Origin of the sequence: Marinobacter maroccanus (assembly GCF_002933275.1) — a bacterium.
In the GTDB taxonomy this organism is placed as follows: Bacteria; Pseudomonadota; Gammaproteobacteria; order Pseudomonadales; family Oleiphilaceae; genus Marinobacter; species Marinobacter maroccanus.
In genome coordinates, this window is sequence record NZ_PSSX01000005.1 from 212530 (window position 1) to 224353 (window position 11824).

General features: G+C 53.1%; 9 protein-coding genes. 4 read left to right on the top strand and 5 right to left on the bottom strand.

What is annotated here, in order from left to right:
- Positions 1–10: 10 nt before the first annotated feature.
- The 3 genes from KEHDKFFH_RS08455 to KEHDKFFH_RS20225 are packed head-to-tail and all read left to right on the top strand — an operon-like array spanning position 11 to position 2432.
- Complete coding sequence (locus tag KEHDKFFH_RS08455) at positions 11–1879, top strand: carbamoyltransferase family protein (protein WP_104321506.1); 1869 nt, start codon at positions 11–13, stop codon at positions 1877–1879.
- 8 nt (positions 1880–1887) lie between these two features.
- Positions 1888–2280 (top strand): SxtJ family membrane protein, encoded by a 393-nt coding sequence (locus KEHDKFFH_RS08460; RefSeq protein WP_104321507.1) that lies wholly within the window; start codon positions 1888–1890, stop codon positions 2278–2280.
- Positions 2280–2432 (top strand): DUF5989 family protein, encoded by a 153-nt coding sequence (locus KEHDKFFH_RS20225; protein WP_162841250.1) that lies wholly within the window; start codon positions 2280–2282, stop codon positions 2430–2432. The genes KEHDKFFH_RS08460 and KEHDKFFH_RS20225 overlap by 1 nt, the downstream gene beginning before the upstream one ends.
- Positions 2433–2492: 60 nt before the next feature.
- Here KEHDKFFH_RS20225 and KEHDKFFH_RS08465 read toward each other — a convergent pair whose 3' ends face one another.
- The gene (locus tag KEHDKFFH_RS08465; protein ID WP_104321508.1) at positions 2493–3284 is read right to left on the bottom strand and encodes a PEP-CTERM sorting domain-containing protein; all 792 of its coding nucleotides are present in this window, start codon (positions 3282–3284) and stop codon (positions 2493–2495) included.
- A 326-nt stretch (positions 3285–3610) separates the two neighbouring features.
- On the opposite strand from KEHDKFFH_RS08465, the gene KEHDKFFH_RS08470 reads away from it, so the two are divergent.
- Positions 3611–4627, top strand: coding sequence for an SGNH/GDSL hydrolase family protein (locus tag KEHDKFFH_RS08470; RefSeq protein WP_158253191.1), 1017 nt, complete (start codon positions 3611–3613; stop codon positions 4625–4627).
- 42 nt (positions 4628–4669) lie between these two features.
- Here the strand turns inward: KEHDKFFH_RS08470 and KEHDKFFH_RS08475 are convergent, their stop codons facing one another.
- From KEHDKFFH_RS08475 to KEHDKFFH_RS08490, 4 genes are all read right to left on the bottom strand, one after another.
- The gene (locus KEHDKFFH_RS08475) at positions 4670–7372 is read right to left on the bottom strand and encodes a tetratricopeptide repeat protein (RefSeq protein WP_104321510.1); all 2703 of its coding nucleotides are present in this window, start codon (positions 7370–7372) and stop codon (positions 4670–4672) included.
- 51 nt (positions 7373–7423) lie between these two features.
- Positions 7424–8797: a PEP-CTERM-box response regulator transcription factor gene (prsR, locus tag KEHDKFFH_RS08480; protein WP_104321511.1), complete on the bottom strand. Its 1374-nt coding sequence runs from the start codon at positions 8795–8797 to the stop codon at positions 7424–7426.
- Between the two features lie 102 nt (positions 8798–8899).
- Complete coding sequence (gene prsK, locus KEHDKFFH_RS08485; protein ID WP_104321512.1) at positions 8900–11035, bottom strand: XrtA/PEP-CTERM system histidine kinase PrsK; 2136 nt, start codon at positions 11033–11035, stop codon at positions 8900–8902.
- Between the two features lie 125 nt (positions 11036–11160).
- Positions 11161–11787, bottom strand: a complete 627-nt coding sequence (locus tag KEHDKFFH_RS08490) for a DUF642 domain-containing protein (protein ID WP_104321513.1) — start codon at positions 11785–11787, stop codon at positions 11161–11163.
- Positions 11788–11824: the final 37 nt, after the last annotated feature.

Consider the following 11824-nt stretch of genomic DNA (forward strand, 5'->3'; position numbering starts at 1 on the left):
CGTGTGTTCCATGGATGATGACTTCGTCAATTCCTCTCCTGTGTATATTCTCGGTATTTCAGCTTTTTACCACGATTCAGGTGCCGCTTTGTTACGTGATGGCACCATACTTTGCGCCGCCCAGGAAGAAAGATTCACCCGAAAAAAACATGATCCGGGGTTTCCCGCTCACTCAGTCAGGTTCTGTCTCGAATTCGCCGGCATTGGTCTGGACCAGGTCCAATCAGTGGTTTTTTATGACAAGCCATTGCTGAAGTTCGAGCGCCTTCTGGAGACTTATCTTAGCTTTGCGCCAAAGGGGCTTGGCTCGTTCCTCAAGGCCATGCCCGTCTGGCTGAAGGAAAAGCTGTATCTGAAGCAGGAGCTGCGCTCCCAGTTGTGCGAACTCTCCGGGCTGGCGCGCAAAGCGCTGCCGCCTCTGCTGTTTACTGCCCACCATCAGTCTCACGCAGCGTCAGCTTTCTTTCCATCCCCTTATGAGAAGGCCGCAGTGCTGTGTCTGGATGGGGTGGGAGAGTGGGCCACAACCTCGGCATGGGTGGGGAACTCCGATCAGTTGGAGCCGCTTTGGCAGATTGATTTCCCGCACTCATTGGGGCTCTTGTACTCGGCGTTTACCTACTATTTGGGTTTCAAAGTTAACTCGGGAGAGTACAAGGTGATGGGGCTTGCCCCTTATGGAGAGCCCCGTTTTGCCGAGCTCATTCGCTCTGAGTTGATTGATATCAAGCCCGACGGCTCGTTTCGGCTCAATATGGATTACTTTGATTACTGTACCGGGCTGACCATGGTGAACGAGCGGTTCGGGAAGCTCTTTGGATTGCCAGTCCGGGCGCCTGAGAGCGATGCGCTGACTCAGGCCCACATGGATATCGCTGCGTCCATTCAGGAAGTTACCAACGATTGTGTTGTGCGCCTGGCTAGCCAGCTCAGAAAAGAAACTGGGATGGAGCACTTGTGTCTGGCAGGGGGGGTGGCTCTGAACTGTGTGGCGAACAGTGAGGTGGCGCGCCTGGCTGGCTTCAAGGGCTTGTGGGTTCAGCCTGCCGCCGGGGATGCCGGAGGTTCAATAGGAGCCGCCCTGAGCGCCTGGTATGCGGGTGAGCATCCGCAGCGGCGACAGGACAGCCCTGATGGTATGAACGGTGCTTATCTCGGCCCTGAGTTCTCTGATGAGGATATTCGTTCGGCCCTTAATCGGTTTGGCGCGGTTTTCGATGAAGAGCCGCAGGAATCTCTCTGTTCCAGGGTGGCGGACCTGCTTGCCGATGGAAACGTCGTTGGCTGGTTCCAGGGAAGGATGGAGTTTGGTCCCAGGGCGCTGGGCCATCGGTCCATTCTTGGTGATCCGCGCCTCCCCGGAATGCAGGAGAAAATGAACCTCAAGATCAAGTTCCGGGAGTCGTTTCGGCCGTTTGCACCTTCGGTACTTGAGGAGGATACAAAGGATTGGTTCGAGTGCGAATTTACCAGCCCGTATATGTTAATGACTGCCCCGGTTTCAAAGACGCGCAGGCACGAGTCGGCTGATGCGGAGGCTCTTACGGGGCTTCAGAAGTTGAAGCAGGTGCGTTCAGCCATTCCCGCCGTCACCCATGTGGATTACAGCGCCCGGCTCCAGACGGTAGGCAAGGGTGGGTCGGTTGTGTATCGACGCCTTTTGCACGCATTCAAGGCGTTGACAGGGTGTCCGGTCCTGATAAACACCTCATTTAATGTGCGTGGAGAGCCAATCGTCGCAACACCTGAAGACGCGTTCCGCTGCTTCATGGCTACAGACATGGACTACCTGGTGGTCGGGAACTTTGTGCTCAGCAAGGGCTCTCAGTCTGGCAGGGAAGCCTTTATGGATCATGTGGATCAATTCGAGCTGGATTAGGAGCAGGGATGGAACGTTCGGCGGAAAGGTCAGAGTTAAAGAAGTTCGGAATTGGTCTCGCGATTATCATCGCCGTTCTATTTGGTGTGTTTCTCCCATGGCTGTTCAGTTATTCCTGGCCGTGGTGGCCCTGGCTGACGGGGGCTATCTTGTTGTTCATTTCCTTTCTGGCGCCTTCTGCCCTCTCTCCAGTCCAGCGAGGTCTCCTGAAGATTGCTGAACCGCTGGGGCGTATTAACTCTGTGATACTTCTCTCCATGGTGTACTTTCTCCTGGTTTGTCCGATGGGTCTGATCATGAAGCTGTTTGGAAAAGATCCAATTCCGAAAGCATTCGAGCCAGACGCTGAGACCTACAGGAAAAAGAGCGATCCAACGACCAGTCTGGAGGTGCCGTTCTGATGTGGGAGTTGCTGAAAGATTTTTCTATGTTTGTGCGGGCGAGGAAAAAGTACTGGATGATTCCGCTGCTGGCGACGCTCATGTTGCTGGGTGGCCTGATTGTTTTCAGTCAGGGTTCGGCCTTTGCCCCATTTATCTATACGCTGTTCTGACGAAATGAAAAAAGGGGCCTCCTGGGAGGCCCCTTTTTGATTTTAAGCGCGATGACCAGGTCAGGCAGATTCGCCGTCCTTCTGGTTACGGCGACGCAGACCAAACATGGCTACGAGCGAGAGCCCGAGAAGACCAAGGGTGGCCGGCTCGGGAACGTCAACTGCGCCTTCGATGGTGTCGTTACCACATGTCATGTTCCAGTGAAACGCAATTTCATTACCGAACAGGAGGCTGGTGCCGGCCAGATCAACGCCGAAATTCAGGACGTTGTTGGTTGAGTCAATGCTCCAACTGCCAGAGATCCCGGTGCTGATCGCAGTTTCATTGCCCAAATCGACGAGTGTTTCCTGGCCGTCCCGGAAAATTCCGCCGCTGCTCATCACATCTTCGGTAAGGATGGCGTTTGCGTCATTGGTCGCGCCAGTAAGCTGGTAAAGACTGGCAATACCGCCATTGTTACTGGAACGATCATTCAGGACCAGGCCGTATTGCCAGATGGTTCCGTTGGCGTGGTTGTCCAATTTGTAGCCATCAGAGGCGCTACCGGCCGGGTTCCATTCACTTGCCAGGAAAAGGTCCCCGAGAGTAACGCCGAGACCGTCCTTGGTAAGGTTGGGGTAGATACCCACGTGGTTAACAAAATTGGTTTGGATTGAAAGATTCAGGAAACTCCCTGTGAGAGATGCTTCCGCGCCAATGATGTCGAACTTGGTTGTGTCGGCATTGCTTGCAATGACGTCACCGTATCCGTGGTCATCGGATCCAACATAGTCATCGCTGATAAAATCCGCGTAAACCGGTTGGGCGGCGAGGGCTCCAACAAGCAGGCTGGCTTTTACTGCATTTTTCATAATAATCGTCCTGATTTGCTCCACAGAAATGCTAAATTCGCTGTGCGAACATGCATTACCGTAAGCAGCAAAAACCAGGCCGGAACGGAAATATCTCGTTAAAACAGCAAAGTAAGATTGTTGGGGGGGAGGTTAGTGTAAATAAAATCGACAGTATTTAGCCGAGCTGTAAATTTCTTGAGACACTGAAACATAAACTTCTTGAATTGGTAAGGAAGCTGAGGATGAAACAAGGTAACTCTGTCAGGAATGCCTGGTTCGGAATTGTCACCGTCGTAATTTCTGTTGTGATTGTTCTGGTAGTCTTCGAGTGGGCTCTGAGGACTATGACCGGTTCTATGCAAAGCAGTGAATCCATGGATGAGGGATTTATACTGTTTGATTCCCGGCTTGGCTGGAAGCTAAACCCCGGCTGGGAGGGCAAGCACCGGCATCATGATTTTGAGGTGCAGTATCAGGTGAACGAACTGGGGTTTCGTGGGGATGCTCTCGAATTTTCCGGGGAGAGCCAGAAGGTATTCTTCCTTGGCGATAGTTTTACATTCGGGCTTGGCGTTGATGAGGGGGAGACCTTTCCGGATTTCCTCAATAGTTCAGCTGCTGGGGCACATACAGACTTTTTTAACCTCAGCGTGCCCGGTTATGCTCCGGACCAGCAACTGATACTCCTGGACGATCTACTGAGTTATCGCCCGGACACATTGGTGTGGGTGATCTACCTTGGCAACGACTTGTTGGACATTCGTTACCCATTCCCGTTGCAGGCTGGTTACGGAAAACCCTATTACGTACTGGATGGAAATCGCCTGCGTCTGGAAAACAGCCCGGTTCCCTTGAAAGCGAAAACCCCGAAGTATCAGGCAATGTCAGTCAGTTCAGCGATCTTGGAAGGCTTTGACCTGTATCCGATCTGGCAGGATCTTCTTGCTGATTCCCAGATCGGGACGCGCATTAACTCGATTATCGGCTTTGATGAGAACGCCCTCCAGTCACATATTGAAGAGCGTCTCAAGAGCGATGTGGCCCTTTTCCTGGCTATGACAGATAGGGCAAGGACGATGGTAAGAGGGCAGGGTGGTGAGATGGCGTTCGTTCTGATGCCCGGCAGCGGGTATTTCCGGGAAAATACGGTTCCAGGGGTTTACCAGAAGAGCACCGCAAGAGCGTTGTCGAGTGAACTCAAGGACCGGGAATACCGTGTGGTAAATCTCGGGCCCGAACTGGCAAATCTAATTAACTCAGAAAAGCAACTATTTCACCCCAATGAAGGCCATCTGACGCCTGAAGGGCATAAAGCGGTTGCTGGAATTCTCGCCGGTTCAGGTCTCTGGGACGAGCAGTGAGGGCTCGGGAGGCGATACCGGCGAATCGCCTCTCTGTTTATATCAACCCTGACCACCAAACTTTTCCAGAATCCGCTTCGCTTCGTCTGTATTGCCAGTTGCTTTGTAAGCCTCTGCAAGGTGCATAGCGATCTCTTGGGAATCGGGCTGGAGTTCGTGGGCCTTTTTCAGAACCTGCAGACTTTCTTCAGCCCTTCCTGATTTAAACAGAATCCAACCGTATGTGTCCGCTATAGCGCCGTTTTCTGGCTGTAGTTCATAGGCCCGCTTAGCGAGCTCCATGGCCCGCTCGTCACCATCTTCATGGTAAATCCAGGCAAGATTGTTGAGGGCCACGACGTTTGAGGGCGTCAACTCCAGAAGGCTCTGGTAAGCGGCCACGGCCTTGGATATTTGCTGCTGATTTTGGAAGAGAATTGCCGATGTCATTAACACAGACGGGTTCGAGGGATGGGCTTCGATCGCATTTTCGGCAGCTTGTAACGCGTTCTCGGTCTGGCCATCGGCTTGCAGCGACCTGATGTATCCAACGTGTATGTTGGCAGCATTGTCCTTCGTTAAAGCAAGCTCATAGAGTTCCGAAGCCTGCCGATTCTCTCCTTGTCGCTCGAAAAAAGACGCCTCAATCAGGTATGGGTTAGCCGATTCGGGGTGGAGTCGCTTCATTTCCCGAATAATATCGCGCGCGGCATTTTTCTCCCCGGACTGATATGCGAGGTCTGCGGCCTGAAGTGCGATGCGTTCATTCTCTGGAAACAGTACTCGAGCGCGTTCAAGAATTGAGGCTGCCCTCTTCGGATTTTCTGCTCTGATTTGGGCCGCAACACCGCTATAAATATTCATGGCCGCTGGCTCTGAAGCGGAGGGAAGGTCTGGTTCTTCCCGATCCAGCAATTGGGCCGTGAGCTCCTCTGCACGCTTATCATTGCCTTCGGTAAGTGCGGCATCCAGCAACAGCAATTTCGGACCCATGGCGTCAGGGTGGATGTCTGAAAGAGTGTTCATCAAGGCAAGGGTTTCATCACGAGAGGTGACCTGGCTGAAACCGATCAGGGCCTGGCGGTTGTCGGGCTCAAGTTCAAGTGCCCTCTTGAAGTAATCGCGTGCTTGGTCTTTGTTTTCCCGGGTAAGTTCCATATTGCCAAGCGCCACCAGAGGTGCCGATGTATTGGGGAAGGCCTTTTGGGCTTTGTGGAAATAGGTCTCGGCCTCTTTCAGGTTGTCGGCCTCAAGCGCCAGTTGCCCCCGCATTAGCAGCGGCGCCTGGCTTGAGGGTCGGTCCTCAATCCATCTATCTGCGGCGCTGATAGCCTTTTCTGGGCCACCTGATCGAGCCAGGGCCTGAATCTGAACAATGCGAGCGTTGTCGTTATCCGGGGAAGCCTCAATAACGGTCTGAGCGTTTTCAATCGCTTCATCAAACTTGCGGACCTCCGTCAGGTAGCGTGCAAAGCGCAGCCTCAGGGCATGGTTGCTTGGGTTCTGTTCAAGCGATTTCCTGATTAGCGTCTCGCCGGTTTCAAGATCCCCGCTGGCGAGAGCCGCAATCCCCGCAAGAGCAGTAGTGGAGGGGTCGCTTCCGGAATCCTCGAGGTTAGCCAAAATGGCTTTTGCACTCTCGGGATCGCGGAGCTTGATGCGGGTGGCTGCCAGAAGTTTGCTGGCTTCCTCAGAATCAGTTGCTTCAACGATGGGCGTTAGCAACCTCTCGGCGTCCTCGACCCGTCCCTGACGAAAACGGATAATTCCCAGCAGCAGATTGCTTTGGGTGTGACCGGGGGCCTGCCGGAGAATTTCCTCCAGATTGCGTGCCGCTTCATTGAGATCTCCGCGGTTATACGCCTCCTGTGCAGCAATCAGGCTGCTCCGGATCATGCCCGGGCCGGATTTGGCGAGGATTTCTTCGTACACAAAGGCCTCAGAGGATTTACCTTGGGCGCGAAGTACGGTGATCAGGGACGACATGGTTTCATATTTTCGGCGGGTCATTACGTCAAATTGCCCGATGTCCTCCAGAGCTCTGATGTAAGCTTCTTCGGACTGTTCCCATTGTTCTCTGGCCTGGAAGAGCTGGCCTTTCCAAAGCCAAAGTTCTGGTTCTGAAGAATCAACCGTTTCGGCTTCCTGAAGCAGGGCAGTGACCTCGTCACTGTTACCCTTGCTGAATGCAAGACGTGAGAGACCGATCAGGGGCAGGGCAGAGCTGTTATCAATGTCACGCGCGGCTTTATAGGCGTCGTCAGCCCGTTGATAATCCCCTGCAGCGTGGTGGATTTTTGCTTCCAGCAACTTTGCATCCAGTTGTTTGGATCGGTCTGAAAAGGAAGCAGCTTCAAGAGCCGCGAGGGCGTCTTCCAGTTGCCCTTGATGGAAATTTGCCTCAGCCCGGATAAGGCTCGCCTGGCTCTCGATCGCAGGAGTGATGTTTGTTTCATGCTCGTCCATGGCGGCTAAAAGCTGATCTAGCTGGCGTTCTGCGTTCTCTGCATCCCCTGCTGCGAGTAGATTCTCCAGTATGATGAAATACGGATCAGGCTCGTCTGACTGGAGCTCTATGGCATTTCGGGCTTCGAGTGTGCTTGCTCGAAGTTCACCTTGTCTTTGGAAAAAGCGGGCCTGATCAAGATGACTGATGTACTGAATTTCTTCCTGTGTCATCTCTGGCGGATTGTCGCCACACCCGGTGACTGAGAGAGCTATGGCGGTTGATAGAAGAGTGACTCGCGCTGCCTTGAATACTTTCATGCCCAGTTCCTTTGTTTTATCAGCTCTTATTATGAGTTCGGTATCTGCGCTTCAGGTACCAGTAACTGTCTGAGAGGTGTCGATTCGATATTTGTCTGTCAGGTTATAGAGAGTTGGGCGAGTAACGCCAAGCAATCGGGAGGCCTGAGCCATATTGAAATTACAGGTCCGCAGTGCCTGAATGATGGCTTGCCTTTCTGCTACTTCGCGAACCTGCCTGAGATTCAGCTGAGTATCAGATTTCGATTCACCGGGAGGAAGCTCAAGATCCTCGGCAGTAACCCGCTTACCATCCGCCATGATGGTGGCCCGCTTGACCTTGTTGATCATCTCACGCACGTTTCCTGGCCAGGAATATCCATTGATCGCATTGATTGCGTCTTCTGAGAAAGCAAGATTGGGCCGATCCATATGCTTGCCCAGGGATTTCAGAAGCGATTGAGCAATTACAAGCGCGTCTCCTTCACGCTCACGAACAGCCGGAACATCCAGCGTAATTTCGCTGATCCGGTAATAGAGATCTTCCCGAAACTCACCGCTATCGATCAGCTGTCGAACGTCCCGATGGGTCGCGCAGACCACTCGCACGTCAACTGGAACAGGGTTTACTGATCCGACGCGATCAACAACTCTTTCCTGGAGAAAGCGGAGCAGCTTCGCCTGAAGCGGCATTGGCATGTCCCCTATCTCGTCCAGAAAAAGGGTTCCGCCATTTGCGCTTTCAATCTTGCCTTTCTTGGTTTGGTTAGCGCCGGTGAATGAGCCTTTCTCGAATCCGAAAAGTTCGCTCTCCAGCAGGTTTTCGGGGATCGCTGCGCAGTTTATGGCAGCAAAAGGCTTGCAGGCACGGTGACTAAGATCATGGAGGGCCCGAGCCAGTAATTCCTTGCCGGTTCCTGTTTCTCCGGTTATCAGTGTTGTTACATCCGTTGGGGCAACCTTTTCGAGGGTGCGGCAAATAGTCAGCATCTGTGGGCTGGCAGCAACAATTCCCTTGATGTTGGTTCCGTTGCCCTGCCGGGCCAGGTCTCGGTTCTCTCTTTCAAGCTCAGCGAGACGGAAGGCACGATTTACAACAAAGGTAAGGATGTCGGCGTCCAACGGCTTCTGGTAGAAATCGGAGGCGCCCATACCAATTGCTTTTACGGCATTTTCTTTGTCCTCACGGCCGGTCACTACGATGACTTTTGTCATAGGGGCGAGGCGCAGGATTTCTTCAAGCAGGCTGAAGCCTTCGGTCGCTCCTCCCGGATCCGGCGGAAGTCCGAGGTCCAAGGTAACGACGTCAGGCTCATCTCGCCTCAACGCTGTCAGCGCTGAATCCCGGTCAGAGGCGACTGCTACTTCGAGGTCTTCGCTGAAACACCAGCGCATCTGGCTTTGCAGGCCTGGATCATCCTCTACAATCAAGAGTCGTCTAGTCACAACAGCACTAAGTCCTTTTTTAAAGTGTTTCCATAATCGTGATTCTTAACCGATCATTGACACTTTGCAATGTCGGTTTGCATTGATCAACAGCTGCGCCGGTTAATTGGCGCTCTCCTTCCAGTCAGTGGTGTCAGAAATTGGCGATACAGCCTGTTGTCTTGCCTCCATGGCGGAGGCGTCAGCAAGAGGAATTCTCACCGAAAAACATGAGCCGATGCCGGGCTCGCTGGTTACATCAATATTGCCGCCAATTTTCTGAATATATTCCCGTGCCTGGTATGCGCCAATGCCCATTCCCGTAAGCCCTTTAGTGCTTTCGAAGGGCTTGAACAACTGGTCGCTGATAAAGTCTTCGGTCATACCGCTGCCGCTGTCCTGGATGAAAAGCACCACGTTGCCTTTAGCGGGCTTCAGAGTCAGGGTGATCTCTCCGTCTGGGGGAGTGGCATCCTGTGCGTTCTGGATCAGGTGACCCAAAACACTGCGAAGCTGCTCAGAATCGGCTTTTACCACCACGTCAGGGGGGGCGCCATCAAGACGGGGGGCGGGTGCACGATGCTGGTGGTTTGCGACAAGCTGATGAATCAGATCAGTCAGATTTATCGGCTTCATAAGACTGACATCGTCCGTGTCTGGCTTGCGGATGTGGTCGACCAGGTTGGACATTTTCCGTACTGCGTGATCAGTCGTGTTGATCATGTCATCAATGAACGCCGGATTATTCCGGTGTTTGGGGGCATTCTTCACCAGCAATGAAAGTTGTGCAATGACCGTTTTCAGGTCGTGAACCATGAATGCAGAGGCTTTGCTCACAGCCTCGAATTGCATCGCTCGGGACAGGCGGTTCTGGGCATCAGCCTGCGCCAGAAGGTTACAGGTTTGCCGGGCAACGACCTTGATGAGATCAAAGTTCTCCCAGTTCAGTTCCACTCGGGCATAGGGGTTGCCGACCAGGGCTATTCCATACAGCTCATTACCCAGGTAAAGCGGAATAATGAGCCATCCGTCGGGTGTCTTGGCAATGGCATCCGGAATCTCAAGAAGATTGTAGCTCACTGGATCTGATTTATATTCGTGAAGGTCTACAATCCACTCCCGATCCCGAAAAAAACGAACAATCTCTGAATCGCTGTCTATCATAGTGTACTTCGGCATCGAGAGATTGACGGCCGCCTTCAACACATAGGCATCCTGCTCGCCAATGAGCCAAATTGCTCCCGCATTGCTCTCCACCAGTCCTGCCAACATCCGGATAACTCGATGGGGCAGAGGAGGGTCGTCACTCAGATCTGCCAGTTCCCGTGTCATTTTTAGCCACTCTTCCCGGTAGTCGTATTTGTAATCGAAGAAGTTCTGGCTGATGAGCACCATGAGTTTGGAGCGAATGCGCCGGGATAACAGGAGCGTTGTCAGGAAAACCAGGGAGATGGTGAAGAACAGAACCTGAAGAGCGTCTCCCCAGTCGCCACCGAGTACCCGTACGTAATAGCCACCGAGTGCCAGGAACAGCAGGTAGCCACCGGCAAACAAAAGGGTGCCCGCGTGGAAGACGGCGGACCGGGACAGCTGAAAATCCACGGGCTGTTTGCGTGTGTTAATTACGTTGACAGCGAAAAGCGGCGTAAGCAGGGCATTGACAAAGCCGCGCGCGTTCCAGAAAGGGTCAGCAACGTGACCGAAAAGCAGCGCGTCTGCATACATGAAGAAATCAAAAGCAAAGATGGTGGCTACACCAATGCAGATATACTTTATGCTTGAGCGCCCAAAGCTTGGTGAATTGCGCCAGATCTGTTCTACCAGAGATAGGCCGAGGAGTGAGAGCCCAATCTGGCCCAGCAGCTTGACCTTGCCAGTGGCGACGTAGATTCCCGCGAAATGCTCGGCAAGTCCGATCCCCAGCAAAATCACTACCAGGGTTGCAGCACTGGCGCCAAGAACCTGCTTCACCTTGCTGGTAAGCCGGTTTTCCCTGAGGCCGTCTTTGAGTAACGCAAACAGCAGGTGGATCCAGGCTGCGTCCCGGATCAATTCGATGAGATACCGGATGTTGAAGTCAGGGTATCCCCAAAGGCTTTGGCTGACGAGTGACGATGCCCAGATTGCGGTTACAGCAGCTGCAAGTGCCAGCGCCCTATCGACGCCGCGCCGGAGATATCGGGTTGCAACCAGTACCGCCAGGAGCCCGAACGTAATCGCTGCCAACGAGTAGCTGAGTACGTCCATGTTGCTGAACATGCTTCAATGCCCCAAAAAAATGAAATTCTCCTGCCAAGAATAGCTTTGTTTAAAAGCAAGAGTAACTCATTTGTAAAAAAGCCAGCGGGTTTTAAGCGCTGGCTGATAGTGCTTTATGGTCAGCGTCAGCTCTTGCGTTTGCGCGCGATTCCAAGCCCGGCCAATCCAAGGCCCAAGAGCGCAAGGGTGCCGGGCTCGGGCACCTTGGCGACAACAGAAACATTATCGAGGAAATTTCCGAGGGTTTCCGTATCCGGGTTGATGGAGGTGAACATCAATCTGGTGGATTCGCTGGATGCGGTGAACATGCCCGAAAACAGGGTCCAGTCGCCGGTCTCGAAGTTGATTATATCCATATCTAGATCGGCAACCGTGACGTTGAACGACTCCTGACCAACCCTCGCCCTGTAGGCAAAAGTCAGCTGGTAGGTTTCATTCGCGACTGTGTCGAAATCCTGAAACAGCGTGAATGCGCTTCCGGTTGTATTCGGGTGAGCGTTCAGCTCTGCGAAGCGGGTGCCGTCCTGAGCATCGACGCCATTAAAGCCAGAGTTCCAGATCTCAATGTCGTTGGTATCGCTTGACCATCCGTCGACGTCGTTTGGATCGAAGTAACCCCAGCCACCACCGGCCTGGTTCAGTGTCAGGGCTTGCTCAAAACTTCCGTTATCAAGCAAGCTGGCTGAGGCGATGGGTGAAATCACCAACGCCGCCAGCCCGAGAGCCGTTCCAATACGTCTTATCTTGGACATGATACATACCTGCCTTTCTGGTTTGTCAAATGGACAC

Bases quoted from the DNA above. Each gene is read 5' to 3' on its own strand.
- KEHDKFFH_RS20225 (WP_162841250.1), top strand. From the start codon at position 2,280: ATGTGGGAGTTGCTGAAAGATTTTTCTATGTTTGTGCGGGCGAGGAAA.
- KEHDKFFH_RS08475 (WP_104321510.1), bottom strand. From the start codon at position 7,372: ATGAAAGTATTCAAGGCAGCGCGAGTCACTCTTCTATCAACCGCCATA.
- KEHDKFFH_RS08490 (WP_104321513.1), bottom strand. From the start codon at position 11,787: ATGTCCAAGATAAGACGTATTGGAACGGCTCTCGGGCTGGCGGCGTTG.
- KEHDKFFH_RS08460 (WP_104321507.1), top strand. From the start codon at position 1,888: ATGGAACGTTCGGCGGAAAGGTCAGAGTTAAAGAAGTTCGGAATTGGT.
- KEHDKFFH_RS08465 (WP_104321508.1), bottom strand. From the start codon at position 3,284: ATGAAAAATGCAGTAAAAGCCAGCCTGCTTGTTGGAGCCCTCGCCGCC.
- prsK (WP_104321512.1), bottom strand. From the start codon at position 11,035: ATGTTCAGCAACATGGACGTACTCAGCTACTCGTTGGCAGCGATTACG.
- KEHDKFFH_RS08470 (WP_158253191.1), top strand. From the start codon at position 3,611: ATGACCGGTTCTATGCAAAGCAGTGAATCCATGGATGAGGGATTTATA.
- KEHDKFFH_RS08455 (WP_104321506.1), top strand. From the start codon at position 11: ATGGATGATGACTTCGTCAATTCCTCTCCTGTGTATATTCTCGGTATT.